The organism is Sphingobacterium sp. BN32 (assembly GCF_030503615.1).
Classification (GTDB): Bacteria; Bacteroidota; Bacteroidia; order Sphingobacteriales; family Sphingobacteriaceae; genus Sphingobacterium.
Window position 1 is genome coordinate 192,094 of record NZ_CP129963.1, and the last position, 16,559, is coordinate 208,652.

The window sequence follows — 16,559 nt, forward strand, 5'->3', positions numbered from 1 at the left end:
AACCGCCATACTCTAATATCTATTGTCTTATTTCTCAAATCTATAACAGCCATAGGTCTAAATACTAAATACTAACTACTAACTACTAACTACTATATACTAGATTATTTTCCGATTATTAAAGTTTTTAGCCGAATGTTTATTTTTTCTGAAATAACCAGGAATTACATTTGTACTTTATTTAGATTTAGTACAAATAAAGATGAGAATTGCTAAAATATTAACCTTACTATTCACAATATCTGCTGGAACGACCGTGATGGCGCAGACCACTGTTAAAGGGAAAGTTGTCAATCCGAAGGGTAAGGGCTTATCTGAAGTTAATATTTCCTCGAATGGATATGCTGCCAAAACGAACGGCAGTGGTCATTTTGAACTATACATCGGGCATCCGGGCGAATTCGTACTGGTTGTGAGTGCGGTAGGCTATGAATCTCGGAATATACAGGTGCAGCCGGATGGCGTCGAAACTAGAATTGCAGAACTGGTATTGAATGATAACCATAATAACATTGACAGCGTTGATGTGGTGGGTTATCACACCGTGAACGACAAGAAGCTTGCAGTGGGCAAGGGTGGTATATTGGTGCGCGATCTACCGCAGTCAGTACAGATTATCAATGCGCAGGTTATTCGCGATCAGCAGGTTAACCGATTGAGTGATGTATTGAAAAATGCGAATGGCGTAGCATTGGGAGCTAATCGGGGTGGCGTAAATGAAAATTTTTATGCCCGAGGCTATAGCTTGGGATCCAACAATATCTTTAAGAATGGTGCTAGAACCAACAACGGTGGGTCGATCGAAGCAAGTACGTTAGAATCTGTTGAAATTCTGAAGGGTACAGCCGCTTTATTATATGGAGGCGTATCGGGTGGTGCTGTCCTTAACTTGGTCACCAAAAAGCCTAAGTTTGAGCAGGGCGGCGAAGTTTCTATGCGTGTCGGAAGCTTCAATCAATATAAACCGATCGTTGATGTGTATGGACCGATAAGTGATCGATTAGCATTCCGAATTGTTGGAACAGGTGAATACGCGGAGAGCTATAGAGATAATGTCGAAAGCAAACGTTTCTATATCAATCCGTCTTTATTGTACAAAATCTCAGAGAAATCAACATTGAATGCCATGTTCGATTATTTAAAGAGCGACTTTACTCCGGACTTCGGAATTGGATCAGTCGACGGGAAAATCGATCAGCGCGTGGGAAGAAATACGTACCTAAATACCGAATGGGCATACAATAAGACGAATTCCAGCAATGGACAGTTGGCTTTTTCGCATGACTTCTCCAGCAACTGGAAACTGGACTTAAGCGCTAGCTACCAACAGTATAACAGAGACTACTTCGGCGCAGAAAGAATACAAGCGAAAGCGGACGGGACCATCCCACGTGCTTTAAACCGAACGGAATCAGAAGAATTAACCTTTAACCAACAGGCTAACTTAATGGGGACAGTGTATACCGGTACGATTAAACATCAGGTCTTGGTTGGTGCAGATTTCGATCAGTCAAATACCAAAAACTATGCGTTGAATATCTATGCCGGTGCGGATCCTTTAAAGCCATCCAGCGCCTACGATGAAATCAACGTTTTTGAAAAAGATTCCTATAAATCAAGAACTGACATCCCAAATACCGATCTGAAAACAAGGACAGCAACGAATGTCTATCGCTATGGCGTATTCGCTCAGGACTTGGTAAGCCTGACAGACAAGTTCAAAGTTTTAGTAGGCCTTCGCTATACGGAACAGAATAATAAACAAGCAGCGGGTTATGACTATGCAAAAGACTCTTCCTATGTGGTAGAGAATAAAACAAAAGATGGCCAGTTATTAGGCGATAAAAAGGAGCGTGCTTGGTCTCCGAAATTTGCTCTGATCTATCAACCGATTAAATCGACAACCCTCTTTGTGAGCTATGCCAATAACTTCACCTCAAATTCGGGCTATGATAGCGAGTTTAGACCCATGGGCCCATCCATTATCGACCATTATGAAGCCGGAGTGAAAAATGAATTATTCGCGGGACGCTTGACAGCAAACCTAACATGGTACCGAATCATCAACGATCGCTTTGCTCAAGCGATTATCGACGAGAGCGGAAATGTTCCGGACGCAAACATGAAGGAGTTTACCGGCAAAACTGCATCTGATGGGCTTGACTTGGATATCACAGGTACTATTGTTGACGGCCTGGAGGTCATGGGTGGATATGCCTACAACTTTATGCGCTATCTCGAGACCAATGATAATGGCAGCGTCGAAGGCGTTCGCCTGGTGGGAACTACAGCCCACACCGGAAATGCATCGTTATTTTATACAATTCAAAACGGAGGCGCAAGAGGTCTGAAGTTAGGGTTTTCAACCTACTACACCGGAAAGCGCAACGCAGGTTGGAACAATACTAAAATCAATGAAAGTAAAGGTGAAGATCGCATTATCCCAATCGATCCATTTACCACATTCGATTTCTCCGCAGGATATACCTACAAAAACTGGAGCATACTCGGTAAGATCAGTAATATCAGCAACGAGTTTAACTATTATGTACACGAAAACTACAGTGTGAACCCAATTCCGCCAAGAAGTTTTACGACGACCTTGAGCTATAAGTTTTAGATTAGATCTTAGAATATAAGATTTTAGATATAAGAGTATGGCGCCTAGTTTTTCTGGGCGCTTTTTGTTTTCATGTTTTTGAAGGAAAGGAGGGTATTGTTTTAAAGAAGGGAACGTTTGTGTTGAACCAGGAAAGGAAGGATTTAAGGATTGTCAGTATCGGGGTTAACGGTTAAATATTCACTACGACACTTTCCCGCACTTTTTGTCTTAGCGTAGAGGTAAGCTAGTCTACTTACTCCCATTTCAAACCCAATGTAAACCCAATTCAAACCCCAATCATAACCGCTCCGAATTGGGTATGATATGGTTAAGAAAGAGGTGTGAAATGCTATTCAGTAATAGCAGGTATGTCCAGGTCCTGTCCCTCCTTGCATCCTTCCTTTCAAAGACAAACTCCTGCTAAACCATCGGTTCAAGAAAGCACCTATCTCTAGCCGCCATATTCTAATGTCTAAAATCTGATGTCTAATCTCTAATAAAATCTCTATAATGAAATTTTCCCTATCATATCGACCATTTCGGTGATTCCTTCCTGTGCTACGAGGAAGGTGTATCTCAGGGAATTAGGGATAATTCCGAAATACTTTTTAAAGGCGGTGGTGAAGTGGGTGGAATGTTTGTATCCGGTCATGCGCGCAACGTCGGAAATGCGGTGCTTGCCGGTCAATATCAGGGATTTGGCATGCTCCATCTTTTTTTCGGTGATGTAATTCATGACGGTCTTGCCATAATATTGTTTAAAATGTTGCTTCAGATATTGCTCGTTGGTTCCGACATGCTTAGCGAGACTGGATATCGAATGGTTCTGAGAGAGATCTTCGTCAATTAATTGTTTTACCAGGACGATTCGTTCGTAATGGTTTTTGTTTGCAATCAGCTCCTTATTCTCATTTTCGGCATATAGGCCTTCAATTTGATGAACGATAGTTTCCAACAATAGAGACTGTACGCGCAACTGGTTGATAAAGGAGTCCGCAGCATATAAGCCAATAATTTGGTTTACGGCTAGACTGATACGTTTATCCGATTTGGTCAACAGACCGTTCTCAAAGCGTTCCTGTTGTTCTGTATAAGTTTTGTGGAAAGACTGTATTTTCTCGCTAGGGATGATGAGTAAAAGGAGGGTGCAGTCGGAGGAAAGACTTTTAACGTCAATTGCCGTTCCTTTTTGTAGGTGCTTGAGCAGGTTTTCATCCGCGTGCAGTATATATTGTTGCTGCTTTACCTGTAAGCTTACATTGGTTGAATTCTCCGCAATCAATACATTCAAATAACCATCCACGGGACTGTTGAAGGCGAAACGCTGTCTTCCTTCCAGCACCGTAAAATACATCTCGGTTCCCAGCGCCATGATACTTTGCTCGTCGGAGGCTTCCGGGATACCCAATATTTCTGAATGTGTAGCTTTTTTTTCTGATTGCGTCATTTTGTTATTTAGAATAATTCTAGATTTGCAGCAACATTTATTTAGACTTGTTCTAAATGATGCTCCAAAATTAGGTATTAATCTGGTATAATGAAATTTTTTTACATTACCTTAGTCCTTTTCCTGTGTTCAATCGCTTGCTTCGGGCAAACAGCAAGCATCAAAGGTATTGTACATTTATTAGACGGAACCCCTGTAAAACAGGCAACAGTACGTATAAAAGGCACCACAATCGCTTCTGTTTCCAATGAGAAAGGCGAGTATCTCTTAGCCGAAGTTCCTTATGGCTCACAAGTAATCACCGTAACTTCTGTAGAAGTGCAAACGAGGAATCTACCGCTTCAGGTCGATAAGTCGAAGTATGATTTACACATTCACATCGATCCGCGTGGAGAGGTTAGTTTGGACGAGATTCGTGTAACGGGAAACTCTGCCAAGCGAGAGATCGAGACAAAGGGCTTTGCGGTCAATGTGATTGAGACGAAATTAGCCGCATTACAGTCTATTCAAACCAATGAGTTATTAGACAGAAGTGCGGGGGTTCGGATCCGCCAAGATGGAGGATTGGGCTCGCACATCCATTATAATATCAATGGCTTGTCCGGCAATGCTGTAAAGGTCTTTATAGATGGTGTTCCTGCAAGTAACTATGGATCATCCTTCTCGCTTAACAGTATTCCTCCAGCTTTGATTGAGCGAATCGAGATTTTTAAAGGCGTCGTTCCTGGTTACCTCTCTGAGGATGCGCTTGGCGGAGCCATAAACGTGGTAATGAAGAAACAAAGAACACGCAATTCGCTTTTAACCTCTTATTCAGCGGGATCATTTAACACGCACCAATGGAATATGATTGGAAGCTTTAAAAATGAAAAAGGCTTGGGCGTCGATGCTTCTGCATTCTACAATTATAGTGACAATAACTACGAGGTTTGGGGAGAAAACATCTCTTTCAAGGATTATACAGGGGCAACCACTTTGAACCAACGTGCAAAGCGATTTCATGATGCATACCGTTCTTACGGTGGCCGCGTAAATTTTGGATATACGGATGTCAGTTGGGCTGATCGGTTTCTGATAGGCGGAGTTCTTTCTAGAGATTACAAAGAGGTTCAACACGGACGCACAATGAATAAGCCTTACGGAAATAGACATACGAGGGGGAATAGCAATGTCGCGACCTTAACCTATGAAAAGAAAGATTTATTGTTAGAAGGCCTTTCGGTTAAATTGGATGCAAGTTATTCTTATTTAGAGCGTCAATTAATCGATACAATTGACTGGATGTATGATTGGAGAGGGAAGCCTATCCAAAATCCTGACGGCTCTTATGTTACCTATACATCGGGAGCAGAGTCCTCAAGTTCCAAAACAACCGCTTTAAATAGCGATAAGACCTTAGTATCTCGTGTTAATTTAGGTTATGCGATCAATGCTAATAACCACCTATTCGCTAATTATTTATACAATAATTTCAAACGAGGTACCGAAGATAAAATGCAGCCCCTAGGCATTCAATTGCTAGAAAACACAAGAGATCTTCAAAAGAATATTTTTTCATTTACATACGAAAACTTATCCTTTTCACAGAAGTTAAGAACTAATATTTTTTATAAACACTATCTGCAGAAGGTTACATCGAATGAGCCCTATCAAATAAATGCAAACCCGCCAGAATATGGTCTGAAAAAGTTCGAGCGCGACCGAAATCACAGTGGATATGGTTTTGCGGCCTCTTATGCTTTGCGACCTACGCTATTTCTTCTTGGGTCGGGCGAGAAAGCTATTCGCTTGCCAAATGCTAATGAGATATTTGGGAATGTTGCAGACAACCTCTTGCCGCCTGTAGGCGAGTTGAACCCTGAGATCAGCTATAATGCGAATCTTGGAGTGAACTTGGGGCCATATATTATGGATAAGCATATGATCCGCTTGAATAGTTCGCTTATTTATAGAAATACGCAAGGCATGATTCGGGAAGGTCTTCAATCTGGAAACAATGATAACACGCGTTTCGAGAACTTAGAAGACGTAGAGACAAGAGGGATTGACGCGGAGATAAGGTACACATACAATCAAAAATTAGACTTCAATTTTACGATTTCCAAAATCAGTACACTGTTCAATACAGAGTTTAATCAGAATGGAGATCGTTATTTATTCTATCGTACGCAGATTCGGAATGAACCTTCTTTTAAGTTCAATGCGAACCTCGCCTATCGTTTGGAAAATCTGTTTGCTGATGGATCACATTCTTCCATTTATTACAACGTCAATTATGTGGAAGGCTTCTTGCGAAATTGGGCAAATGTTGGTGGAGTTAATTTGGACAAGATACCCACGCAATATGCAAATGATATCGGTTTAACCTATGCTTTTCCTTCAAGCAAGGTTATTCTGAGCGTTGATGCTAAGAATATTTTCAATCAACAGACATTCGACAATTTCGGTCTGCAGAAGCCTGGAAGAGCATTCTACGCAAAAATTACTTACGCAATTTTTTAACTATAAAATATCAATAATCATGAATATGTTTACAAAGAACACAAGACTTAAGGGGCTTTTTGCAGCAACAATCTGCGCTGCTGCTTTAATGACAAGCTGTTCTTCTGATGACAATCCGGTTACCCCGGAAGTAGTTGGAAGAGATTTTCAATTATCATTCGCAAGTGGATCAGGCTCAATTTCGGGAACTTATTTACAGGGTGTTTCTGATCTTAGTACTGGTGAAGTTTCCTTTTTGAGCAAAGGTTTCTTAATGAGTACTGCACGTACTTCACGTATATTCCCTTCATCGGACGGCAAGACAATCTACAGTTTAACCTATACCGTAGGTGAGATTGATAAATTTACATATAATGGCGGTAGTCAATACACTAAAGTGGCGACGTTTGACTCTTCGGTTCCCTTAGGAGCAACTGCAGTTCGATTAACCAAGTTGAGCGATGCAGCAGCCTCGGTACACTATATCAGTTCAAAAGCGGAATATGATGCCGTAAATACAACAGTTTACAAGAAGCACAAAATTACAGCGAGCATTGGTATTCTAAACTTGGATGCGATGAATTTTGGAACGAACTTCAATAAAGCTATTGATGTTGTATTACCTGGGACTCTAGCGCAAGAAGGCTATAATATAACGCGTATTGATGCTCCGGTGGTATCAGGAAGCAAAATTTACTATGGTGCTGCCGTAGGTAAGTTTAATCCGACCACTGGTAAGAACATTGAAACAGATAAAACTTTCACACTCGTTCTTGACTACCCGAGCTTAACAAACGCGACCGTTATTACAAGAAACGACGTAGCAGGTTCAACAAATGGATACCGTACGCCTACTCAGCATGTAAACGAAGCTGGTGAGATCTTACAAATGGTAAGCGCAGGTGGAAAAACGCATATTGTAAAAATTGTGAACGGCCAATACAACACATCTTATAAATTCAATTTAAGCGAGAAATTAGGTAGGGAGACAAGCAGTAACGGGTTTTTCTATGCTGGAAATGGTATCTGCTATATGCCATATGAAAAAGTTGGTGATGATAAGGTGCAAATTGGAGTAAATCCTCAAGGCGAGCCAACATATTCGTCTGCCTGGGGTTTAGCAAGAATTGATTTGAATAATAATTCTGTCGTAGATTTGAATACGCCATCAGGATTGTGGTTGCAACAGTATCAATCATCAGTAGTAAGAGATGGTAAGTTTTATATCGCTTTATCGCCTGTTGGGAAAGAAGGAAACATCTACATTTATGATGTGAACTCGACAAGTAAAGACGGTGTTAAAGGTGCTAAAATTACTTCAGGTGCGGACCAATATTACATTGGAATCTATTAATTAATACTTGATAAATCTGACATAAAAAAGCCGGCAATCATATTTTGCCGGCTTTCTTGTTTCTCCATTATGGAGACTAATGCATTTCCCAATAGGTAGCTTTATTTTTTGTCGGATGTCATTGCTCCGATAATCATTTCTATCACTGCAACAGCGATAGCGAAGAAGAATGCTGGCCAGAAGCCATCAACTTCAAATTTGGTACCCATGATTTTGTCAGATAACATAATCATCAATACCGTTATGATAAAGGAAACTAATCCGAACGTCAACCAATTTAAAGGGAATGTAAATAATCGTAGTATGCCCCCAACAATAGCGTTTACAAGCCCAATAACAAGACCTGTTAAAATCGCCCAACCAAATCCAGCGACTGCTACGCCAGGGATAACCCAAGATGCTAAAGCAACGACTAAACCTGTTACTAAAAGACTGATGATAAACCTCATAATTCGTACGTTTTGACTTATGATGCATCATTCAAATTTGATGCCAATACAGGTCCTCAATCGATTGATTATGATTAGTAACAAAAATAATATTATGCTAACATAGAATAATTTTGTTATCTTGACTTAACAATTTTAAACGATGTGAACTATGAAAAGATTATTGACAACAGTATGCGCGATATTCATCGGGCTAATGGTCTTTGCACAAAGTAATGATCCAATTCTTGGGAAATGGCAAAATCCAAGTGGAGAAGGGCGTATTGAAATCTACAAAAAGGGCGATAAGTTTTATGGGAAGTTGTATTGGATAAAGGACTCCAGCAAGAAGGATTTGAAGAATCCGAAAGAGTCTCTGCGTTCGCGGAATCTTCAAGGCTTAGAGATTTTAACAAATTTCACGAAGAATGGGAAGACCTACGAAGATGGACAGATTTACGACCCGAAATCAGGAAAGACTTATAGCTGCAAGATGACGCTGAAGGGCGATGATGCCCTGGATATTCGCGGCTATGTAGGCGTTAGCTTACTGGGGCGTACTGAAACATGGAAGAGAATTAAATAGCAGCTTGCTATGTTGAAAAGGGAAGAGTCGTAGGTTTAATGCGGCTCTTTCGCTATTTAGGGGGCTTTTGAAATTTCACACAAACGTTTTCGTGGGTCTGACTTTAAAAAAAAGCTTATCTTTATCACAAATAAATTTACCGATATGTACAAAACCTTAAAGCCCGCTTTAGAAACGGAATTGGCAGCGATTAAAGATGCTGGTTTATATAAAGAAGAACGCATTATCACGACTCCTCAAGGTGCGGATATTAAAATCAGTACGGGTCAGGAAGTGATCAACTTCTGTGCGAATAACTATTTGGGATTGTCTTCACATCCGAAAGTTGTTGCTGCAGCCAAAGCAGCGATCGATTCACACGGATATGGCATGTCATCAGTACGATTTATCTGTGGTACACAGGATGTGCATAAAGAATTGGAAGCGAAACTATCGAAGTTCTTAGGCACGGAAGATACCATTCTATATGCTGCAGCATTTGATGCAAATGGGGGTGTATTCGAGCCTTTATTCTCTGCTGAAGATGCGATCATCTCGGATGAATTGAATCACGCTTCTATTATAGACGGTGTTCGCTTATGTAAAGCGCAAAGATTCCGTTATAAAAATGCAGATATGGCCGATTTGGAAGCGCAATTGCAATCAGCTGCCGGTGCACGCCATAAAATCATTGTTACAGATGGTGCATTTTCGATGGATGGTTCGGTTGCTCCCTTGGATCAAATTTGCGATTTAGCGGATAAGTACGAAGCTTTGGTCATGATTGATGAGTCTCACTGTTCTGGTTTTATTGGTAAAACGGGCCGTGGTACGCACGAATTATTCAACGTAATGGATCGTGTAGACATTATCACAGGAACATTAGGTAAAGCGTTGGGTGGAGCATCCGGTGGTTTTACATCCGGTAAAAAAGAAATTATCGATATGCTTCGCCAGCGTTCGCGTCCATACTTATTCTCCAACACTTTGGCTCCTGCTATTGCGGGTGCTTCGGTTGCGGTATTGGATATGTTGAGCGAAACAACCGAGCTTCGTGATAAATTAGAAAACAATACAAAATACTTCCGCGAAAAGATGACAGAGGCGGGTTTTGATATAAAACCTGGATTCCATCCCATCGTTCCGGTGATGTTGTATGACGCTAAATTAGCGCAAGAATTCGCTTCTAAAATGTTGGAAGAGGGAATCTATGTGATCGGTTTTTATTATCCGGTTGTTCCGCAAGGAAAAGCCCGTATCCGTGTGCAAATCTCTGCAGGACACGAGCCTGAGCATTTGGACAAAGCGATTGCGGCCTTCACAAAAGTTGGTAAGGAATTAGGCGTGATTAAATAAGTCAAGCCGTTAAGATAAGTGAGAGCGGGTATCTTCGATGAAGATATCCGCTCTCTTTTTTCTGGAAGTGTCGGTTTTCAAAAGCTTTCAAGAACGTTCATCCCCGTTAGAGTTTCCCTAGGAACATGACAGGTTTTTGGGGATGGTATCCTTTTGGAAGTCTTCGCTTGGCCATTTGAATGCTTAATTATTGTGTTTCAGGGACTAATTTTATTATTCTTAATCAAGAATAAATACTGGCCTAATAAAATATTAACAAAAAATAGTGAGTTTTGAGGTGCAAATTGTATATCTTTGCACCTCTTATTTTTATATAACACATTATTGCTCAATGCAGAACATCAGAAACATAGCGATTATTGCGCACGTTGACCACGGTAAAACTACGTTGGTTGACAAAATTCTTCACTTTACTAACCAATTCAGAGACAATGAAAATTCAGGTGAGTTAATCCTGGATAACAATGATTTGGAGCGTGAGCGTGGGATTACCATCGTATCTAAAAACGTATCTGTAAAATATAAAGACACCAAAATTAACATTATCGATACTCCTGGTCACGCCGATTTTGGTGGTGAGGTAGAGCGTGTATTGAAAATGGCTGATGGTGTTGTTTTATTAGTAGATGCTTTTGAAGGTCCGATGCCTCAAACTCGCTTTGTTACGGGTAAAGCATTGGCATTAGGTATCAAACCTATTGTTGTTGTTAACAAAGTTGATAAAGAAAACTGCCGTCCGGAAGAAGTTTACGAGAATGTGTTCGACTTATTCTTCAACTTAGGAGCAACGGAAGAGCAATTAGATTTCCCGGTATTGTACGGTTCATCAAAACAAGGATGGATGTCTACAGACTGGAAAACTCCAACAACAGATTTTACAGACCTTCTTGAGGCAATCATTACGCATATCCCTGCACCAGAAGTATCAGAAGGTACGCTGCAAATGCAGGTAACATCTTTGGACTACTCTACATTCGTAGGTCGTATCGCGATCGGTCGTATTGTACGTGGTAGCATCAAAGAAAACCAACCGGTTTCATTAATGAAACGCGACGGTAAGGTGGTTAAATCTCGTGTTAAAGAGTTACAATTGTTCGAAGGACTAGGTCGTGTAAAAGTTTCTGAGGTTAAGGCTGGCGATATCGTTGCAGTTGTAGGTATTGAAGGATTTGAAATCGGGGATACAATCGCTGACTTCGAGAATCCTGAGCAATTAGAAGTGATGCACATTGATGAGCCAACAATGAATATGTTGTTCACGATCAATAACTCTCCTTTCTTCGGTAAAGAGGGTAAATTCGTTACTTCACGTCACATTTACGACCGTCTTCAAAAAGAATTAGAGAAAAACCTTGCATTACGCGTTGTCCCTACGGACTCTCCTGATGCATGGTTAGTATATGGCCGTGGTATTCTTCACTTGTCTGTATTGATCGAGACGATGCGTCGCGAAGGATATGAGTTACAAGTAGGTCAGCCACAGGTAATCGTTAAAGAAATCAATGGGGTTAAATGTGAGCCTATTGAGGAGTTAGTAGTTGATGTGCCTGCAGAGGTTTCTGGAAAGGTTATCGAACTAGTAACGCAACGTAAAGGTGAGTTGTTGATTATGGAGTCTAAAGGCGAAATGCAACACTTAGAGTTCTCAATCCCTTCTCGTGGTATCATCGGATTGCGTAACAACGTATTGACGGCTACTGCTGGTGAGGCTGTAATGGCGCACCGTTTGAAAGGATACGAGCCTTGGAAAGGAACAATTCCTGGACGTTTAGCTGGGGTATTGATCTCATTAGATACAGGTAGCACGACAGCTTACTCGATCGACAAGTTACAAGATCGTGGTCGTTTCTTTGTTGATCCAGGTGTAGATATCTACGAAGGACAAATCTTAGGTGAGCATATCCGTGATAATGATTTAACAATCAACGTAACGAAAGGTAAGCAGTTAACCAACATGCGTGCTTCAGGTTCGGATGATAATACACGTATCGCTCCTGCTATCAAATTCTCTTTAGAGGAGAGCATGGAATACATACAGGCTGATGAGTACATTGAGGTAACTCCTCAGAGCATGCGTCTTCGTAAGATTTATCTTACTGAAAACGAGCGTAAAGTAAATGCAAAGAAATTCCAATAAGACTGGAATCAAAATAGAGATAAGACAAGCTGCCCAATTTGGGCAGCTTTTTTGTTTTTAGCTAAAAAAGCCTGACATTTAATCTATGGAAGAATTCGAGGATGACGACTTAACCTGGCATAAGGTGCCTGCGAAGATCGATGAGACTAGGAATTATGTGAAAGCTCTGCATGTAGCGGGCAAGAAGCTCTGCCTAATCAGCGAGGGCGGTATCTTGTCGGTAACTTCGAGTCGATGCCCTCATGCTGGCGCCGATTTAACCCATGGATGGTGTGAGGAGGGAAAGCTGATCTGCCCATTCCACAGACATCGCTTCGATATTGAAACAGGGAAGGGTGATGAAAAACAGCATAATTACATACGCGTCTATCCGTTGAAAAAAGAAAATGGCGAGTTCTACGTCGGTATTAAACGCAGTTTATTGGATAAGATCTTTGGTTAGATCAATTTCTTCATCCATTTCAACAGCTTAAATGTCTTTTCTGTATAGGGAAACCAAAACATTTTGGACATCGGGATCAGCATGACATCGGCAATAGCGCGTTCATGGGAGAACGATTTAAATCCATACCAACCTGTCGACTGCCCAATCCCTGAGTTATTGACCCCTCCAAAGGGCAAATTAGGATGCAATATTTGTATCATAGCGTCATTCACGCAAGTTGACCCAGCACTGGTATGTCGGATAACATGGTTACTGAATTTGCTGTCTTGACTGAATATGTAGAGTGCCAAAGGCTTCTCCTTCTTATTGATAAAGCTGATCGCATCTGCTAGCTGATTGTAATAGACGATCGGTAGGATAGGTCCAAAGATCTCATCCGTCAGCAAGGGATTGTTCTCTGCAACATTGCTGAGCACCGTAGGCTCTATATAGCGATCTCTTTCATCTAAAGTTCCCCCTGCGACCACTTGTGCCCCCAAGGATCTTGCATCGGCTAGCGCATCGCTAAGTCGCTTGTACTGCTTGTCGTTTATAATGCGGGCAAAGTCGGGCGAATGCTGTGCATTCGATCCGAAAGCATGCTCCAATTCTTTTTTGAACAATTGTTCTATTTCAGATTTGAGAGGTCTAGGGGCGAGTAGATAGTCCGGTGCTATACAAGTCTGTCCTGCATTGACAAACTTGGCCCAGATGATGTTCTTAACGGCTTTCGCTAGTGACACATTCTTGTCGAATATCGCAGGGGATTTTCCGCCCAACTCGAGCGTAATGTCCGATAGGTTAGCACTCGCAGCTTTCATCACGATCTTACCTACCGCAGGAGAGCCTGTGAAGTGTATATGATCGAATCGCTTTGCTAAGAGATGCGTAGTTTCCTGCACCTCGCCTTCAATGACCGCCACATGCTCTTCTTTGAATACGCCCTCTAATATTTTCTTAATAACCTGATTGGTATTTTTTGAGAATTCGGATAACTTCAGCATCGTCACATTGCCAGCAGCTATGGATGCGATGAGATGCACCAGGGGCAACTGGAAAGGGTAATTCCAAGGGGTGATAATAAGGACCTGCCCTTTGGCCTCATAATGCAAAGAGGCAGAAACATTTGGAAACAAAAGTGAGCGGCTAACCGATTTTCCTTTTACCCATTTCTCGATGTGCTTGATAAATTGCTTCAGTTCAAATTCTACCGCGAATATCTCGGTGATGGCGGTTTCCATCGCTGACTTATGGAAGTCATGGTATAAAGCTTTCTGTATGGCGTCTTCGTTCGACCTTATTGCTGCGAGCAGTCGAACCAGCAGCTTCTTACGTTGTTGCGCAGTGCTATGTTTTGCTACATCTTTGTGTTTTTCCTGTGCAGAATAAATCTTTTCTATCTCGCTGATCGAAGTATAAGCCATAGTATTAAAGATAATGAAAATAGGGAAAAAAGATATCAGGCAATAGATTTTAGACGTTGCGCTGACAACAAAAGCTACGAAGTGCAGAACTTTCCGCCAGTAGGTTTATAAAAAAAACCTGAGCAACATAATGCTGTCCAGTTTTTGCATGTTTCATAGGATTTAATTTCGTTATTTCGATTTCGAGGGAGCGACTGCCGCTTGGTAGACCTTAAGATTATTTGCAAATCAAGAATTGTCTGTGGCATGGATAGCATAAAAATAAGCCGTATGTAATCTTCTCACATACGGCTTGTTGATATTTTGAAAAAACTCAATGATACATTAAGGAAGAATTAACTTCTTCTTTGTAGTATAAAGGGTATCAATTGAGTTCGAAGTAGGAATAAATCCATTAGAAAGATATACGTCTGTACCCGTCTTATAATTTGGAAGCACGATGGTATCTGTTGGATTTTTAAAGTCCAATTTAACGAGCTTATTCGCTCTATCTGTATATTCGAATTTTGATTTCGCTAAAACATTAGCGCGGTCACCATTAAATATTAATCTTAAATCATTCGTGTTAACCGTTGCTTTTGAACGCACATTCAATGTGGTTAGACTTGATTTATAACGATCACCATAAATTTTGAAAGATAATTCTCGTTTTATCGATTTCACATTGTCCTTATTCAAACTGTAGATCTGATACCGATAATTGGTCTCCATTAAATCTTTGACGATAAGGCTATCTTTTGTGCCTGATTTTCCTTCCGGAACATCAAAGACTAACGAATCTGTCGCTCCCTTTAAAACTATCTTGGAAACAGAGTTATTAGGAGGGATATCATATTTGATTTTTAATCTATAATATCCATTGGAGCCTTTCAGATTCTGTAGCTTTCCAGGATTATTGCGATCACTATAGATCAATAGATCCTTGTAATATTCATCCGGCTTACTGCATGATGCGAATGAAATAACAATTAATAATAATAATATTCCTAAATTTTTCATGTTAGTCTTCATAAATTCCAAAAAATGTCATTTCATCAATAGCGAAATCTGGCCATCCTGCCCACACACTTTTAATAGCTACTCTGTAATAACGATAAGCTGGAGCAGTATTTTCGATAATAAAATCCTCACCTGTAACGGATGCATAGGTCACTTGTTCTGCGGCACTCATACCTGTGGGATAAGGATTAGTGGATCGACTTTCCCGGAGCCAAATGAACTTACACCACGGATAAAGAATGATGCATTATCATTCCCGGGTTCACCTGTAGTTTGATAGGCAATCATACCGGCTACACGTCCAGCGAGTGCCGTCGTTAAATTGTTGGATGGAACTTTTAAATCCTTCGTGTTAACAGTCGTGACTGAGCCAATTAAATCCGTTTTCTTGACTTTGGTGTTAAAAGCCGTTACAACGACATCTTCAATGACTTCGTCTTTGGACTTCAAGTATACTTCCACGTAGGTTTTGTTTTGGATATCAATTACTTGAGTGTTGTATCCTACCATCACAAAACTTAATGTCTTAAAATTATTAGGAACTGAAATCCTGAATTCCCCTTTTGCATCAGATCCTGCAGCAATGTTGGTCGTTGGAATACTAATCGTTGCCCCGATAAGTAAAGATGAATCAGATTCCGACATTACTTTTCCCGTAATCTCTCGGTTTTGAGCACAAAGCCAATGACTAGTTAGTAAACCAACCATCAGCAGTAATAACTTGGTTATTTTCATGTGAATTTGGCAATATAATTTGTTAATAATTAGCGTTAAATAGGAGGGATTTGATAGTCCCCCTGTTAATAATTAGTGCGTCAAAACTAATGGATTAACTTATATTTTCAAATTCGACAACAATGCAGTATAACGATAAGATGAATTTTTGATTTATTTTATGTTAATAAATCTGTTTAATATTTTTTTAAAAATATTAACAATAACGTGTGGAATTTTTATAAATTTTAATTTTTTTCGAAAAGTTTTGTCAAAATTTAAAATCCCCATTTATCAATATCGAAAATTCATTGAATGAAATGGAATATATATATTTTACATTAGACAAAATATGTTTACGTTTCAAGCCAAAAACGGGACCTAATAGGCGCGTCTGAAGGAGATGTGGGATGAATATTTAAAAATAGAGATTGTGGAATAGTTGATGAAGTCCACAAGATGATTGTTGGTTTCAAAATAATCTGTTCGGAAGCTACCTGAGTTTCCTCGCTTGATACCTTTTCTCTTTCTAGCGTTTAGACTTTATAAGTTGCAATCAAAATCAACGAAAACTGCAAAAGGGACAAAAGATATCGGGCGATAGATTTTAGACGTTGCGCTGACAACA

At 40.4% G+C, this 16,559-nt stretch carries 13 protein-coding genes; 7 read left to right on the top strand and 6 right to left on the bottom strand.

Annotated features, from left to right (window positions below; all coding sequences use genetic code 11):
* Positions 1-202: 202 nt before the first annotated feature.
* Positions 203-2,620, top strand: coding sequence for a TonB-dependent siderophore receptor (locus QYC40_RS00835; RefSeq protein ID WP_301991867.1), 2,418 nt, complete (start codon positions 203-205; stop codon positions 2,618-2,620).
* A 487-nt stretch (positions 2,621-3,107) separates the two neighbouring features.
* Here the strand turns inward: QYC40_RS00835 and QYC40_RS00840 are convergent, their stop codons facing one another.
* Complete coding sequence (locus QYC40_RS00840) at positions 3,108-4,049, bottom strand: AraC family transcriptional regulator (protein WP_301991868.1); 942 nt, start codon at positions 4,047-4,049, stop codon at positions 3,108-3,110.
* A gap of 90 nt (positions 4,050-4,139) precedes the next feature.
* Between QYC40_RS00840 and QYC40_RS00845 the strand changes: the two genes are divergently transcribed.
* Positions 4,140-6,551: a TonB-dependent receptor plug domain-containing protein gene (locus QYC40_RS00845; protein ID WP_301991869.1), complete on the top strand. Its 2,412-nt coding sequence runs from the start codon at positions 4,140-4,142 to the stop codon at positions 6,549-6,551.
* Positions 6,552-6,570: 19 nt separating this feature from the next.
* Positions 6,571-7,884 carry a hypothetical protein gene (locus QYC40_RS00850; RefSeq protein ID WP_301991870.1) on the top strand — a complete coding sequence of 438 codons (1,314 nt, stop codon included), beginning with the start codon at positions 6,571-6,573 and terminating at the stop codon, positions 7,882-7,884.
* Between the two features lie 101 nt (positions 7,885-7,985).
* Here QYC40_RS00850 and QYC40_RS00855 read toward each other — a convergent pair whose 3' ends face one another.
* Positions 7,986-8,333, bottom strand: coding sequence for a phage holin family protein (locus tag QYC40_RS00855; protein WP_301991871.1), 348 nt, complete (start codon positions 8,331-8,333; stop codon positions 7,986-7,988).
* 151 nt (positions 8,334-8,484) lie between these two features.
* Here QYC40_RS00855 and QYC40_RS00860 point away from each other — a divergent pair, with 151 nt between their 5' ends.
* The 4 genes from QYC40_RS00860 (at position 8,485) to QYC40_RS00875 (ending at position 12,812) form a co-directional block, all read left to right on the top strand.
* A complete protein-coding gene (locus tag QYC40_RS00860; RefSeq protein WP_301991872.1) occupies positions 8,485-8,898 on the top strand; it encodes a DUF2147 domain-containing protein in 414 nt (137 codons plus the stop codon).
* 144 nt (positions 8,899-9,042) lie between these two features.
* Complete coding sequence (kbl, locus tag QYC40_RS00865) at positions 9,043-10,233, top strand: glycine C-acetyltransferase (protein WP_301991873.1); 1,191 nt, start codon at positions 9,043-9,045, stop codon at positions 10,231-10,233.
* A gap of 331 nt (positions 10,234-10,564) precedes the next feature.
* The gene (gene typA, locus QYC40_RS00870; protein WP_301991874.1) at positions 10,565-12,370 is read left to right on the top strand and encodes a translational GTPase TypA; all 1,806 of its coding nucleotides are present in this window, start codon (positions 10,565-10,567) and stop codon (positions 12,368-12,370) included.
* 85 nt (positions 12,371-12,455) lie between these two features.
* A complete protein-coding gene (locus QYC40_RS00875) occupies positions 12,456-12,812 on the top strand; it encodes a Rieske (2Fe-2S) protein (protein ID WP_301991875.1) in 357 nt (118 codons plus the stop codon).
* Here the strand turns inward: QYC40_RS00875 and QYC40_RS00880 are convergent.
* The 4 genes from QYC40_RS00880 to QYC40_RS00895 all read right to left on the bottom strand — a co-directional run bounded on the left by QYC40_RS00880 (position 12,809) and on the right by QYC40_RS00895 (position 15,952).
* Positions 12,809-14,218 carry an aldehyde dehydrogenase family protein gene (locus tag QYC40_RS00880; RefSeq protein WP_301991876.1) on the bottom strand — a complete coding sequence of 470 codons (1,410 nt, stop codon included), beginning with the start codon at positions 14,216-14,218 and terminating at the stop codon, positions 12,809-12,811. The genes QYC40_RS00875 and QYC40_RS00880 overlap by 4 nt on opposite strands.
* Positions 14,219-14,542: 324 nt before the next feature.
* Positions 14,543-15,217 carry a DUF4998 domain-containing protein gene (locus QYC40_RS00885; RefSeq protein WP_301991877.1) on the bottom strand — a complete coding sequence of 225 codons (675 nt, stop codon included), beginning with the start codon at positions 15,215-15,217 and terminating at the stop codon, positions 14,543-14,545.
* A 1-nt stretch (position 15,218) separates the two neighbouring features.
* A complete protein-coding gene (locus tag QYC40_RS00890; RefSeq protein ID WP_301991878.1) occupies positions 15,219-15,389 on the bottom strand; it encodes a DUF5000 domain-containing lipoprotein in 171 nt (56 codons plus the stop codon).
* Entirely contained in the window at positions 15,386-15,952 is a 567-nt protein-coding gene (locus tag QYC40_RS00895) for a carboxypeptidase-like regulatory domain-containing protein (protein WP_301991879.1), read from the bottom strand. Before QYC40_RS00895 ends, QYC40_RS00890 begins: the two co-directional genes overlap by 4 nt.
* Positions 15,953-16,559 lie beyond the last annotated feature (607 nt).

Excerpts from the sequence above, each read along its gene's own strand:
- QYC40_RS00880 (WP_301991876.1), bottom strand. The coding sequence starts at position 14,218 with ATGGCTTATACTTCGATCAGCGAGATAGAAAAGATTTATTCTGCACAG.
- QYC40_RS00885 (WP_301991877.1), bottom strand. The coding sequence starts at position 15,217 with ATGAAAAATTTAGGAATATTATTATTATTAATTGTTATTTCATTCGCA.
- QYC40_RS00875 (WP_301991875.1), top strand. The coding sequence starts at position 12,456 with ATGGAAGAATTCGAGGATGACGACTTAACCTGGCATAAGGTGCCTGCG.
- QYC40_RS00890 (WP_301991878.1), bottom strand. The coding sequence starts at position 15,389 with ATGAGTGCCGCAGAACAAGTGACCTATGCATCCGTTACAGGTGAGGAT.
- QYC40_RS00845 (WP_301991869.1), top strand. The coding sequence starts at position 4,140 with ATGAAATTTTTTTACATTACCTTAGTCCTTTTCCTGTGTTCAATCGCT.
- QYC40_RS00895 (WP_301991879.1), bottom strand. The coding sequence starts at position 15,952 with ATGAAAATAACCAAGTTATTACTGCTGATGGTTGGTTTACTAACTAGT.
- QYC40_RS00835 (WP_301991867.1), top strand. The coding sequence starts at position 203 with ATGAGAATTGCTAAAATATTAACCTTACTATTCACAATATCTGCTGGA.
- typA (WP_301991874.1), top strand. The coding sequence starts at position 10,565 with ATGCAGAACATCAGAAACATAGCGATTATTGCGCACGTTGACCACGGT.
- QYC40_RS00855 (WP_301991871.1), bottom strand. The coding sequence starts at position 8,333 with ATGAGGTTTATCATCAGTCTTTTAGTAACAGGTTTAGTCGTTGCTTTA.
- kbl (WP_301991873.1), top strand. The coding sequence starts at position 9,043 with ATGTACAAAACCTTAAAGCCCGCTTTAGAAACGGAATTGGCAGCGATT.
- QYC40_RS00860 (WP_301991872.1), top strand. The coding sequence starts at position 8,485 with ATGAAAAGATTATTGACAACAGTATGCGCGATATTCATCGGGCTAATG.
- QYC40_RS00850 (WP_301991870.1), top strand. The coding sequence starts at position 6,571 with ATGAATATGTTTACAAAGAACACAAGACTTAAGGGGCTTTTTGCAGCA.
- QYC40_RS00840 (WP_301991868.1), bottom strand. The coding sequence starts at position 4,049 with ATGACGCAATCAGAAAAAAAAGCTACACATTCAGAAATATTGGGTATC.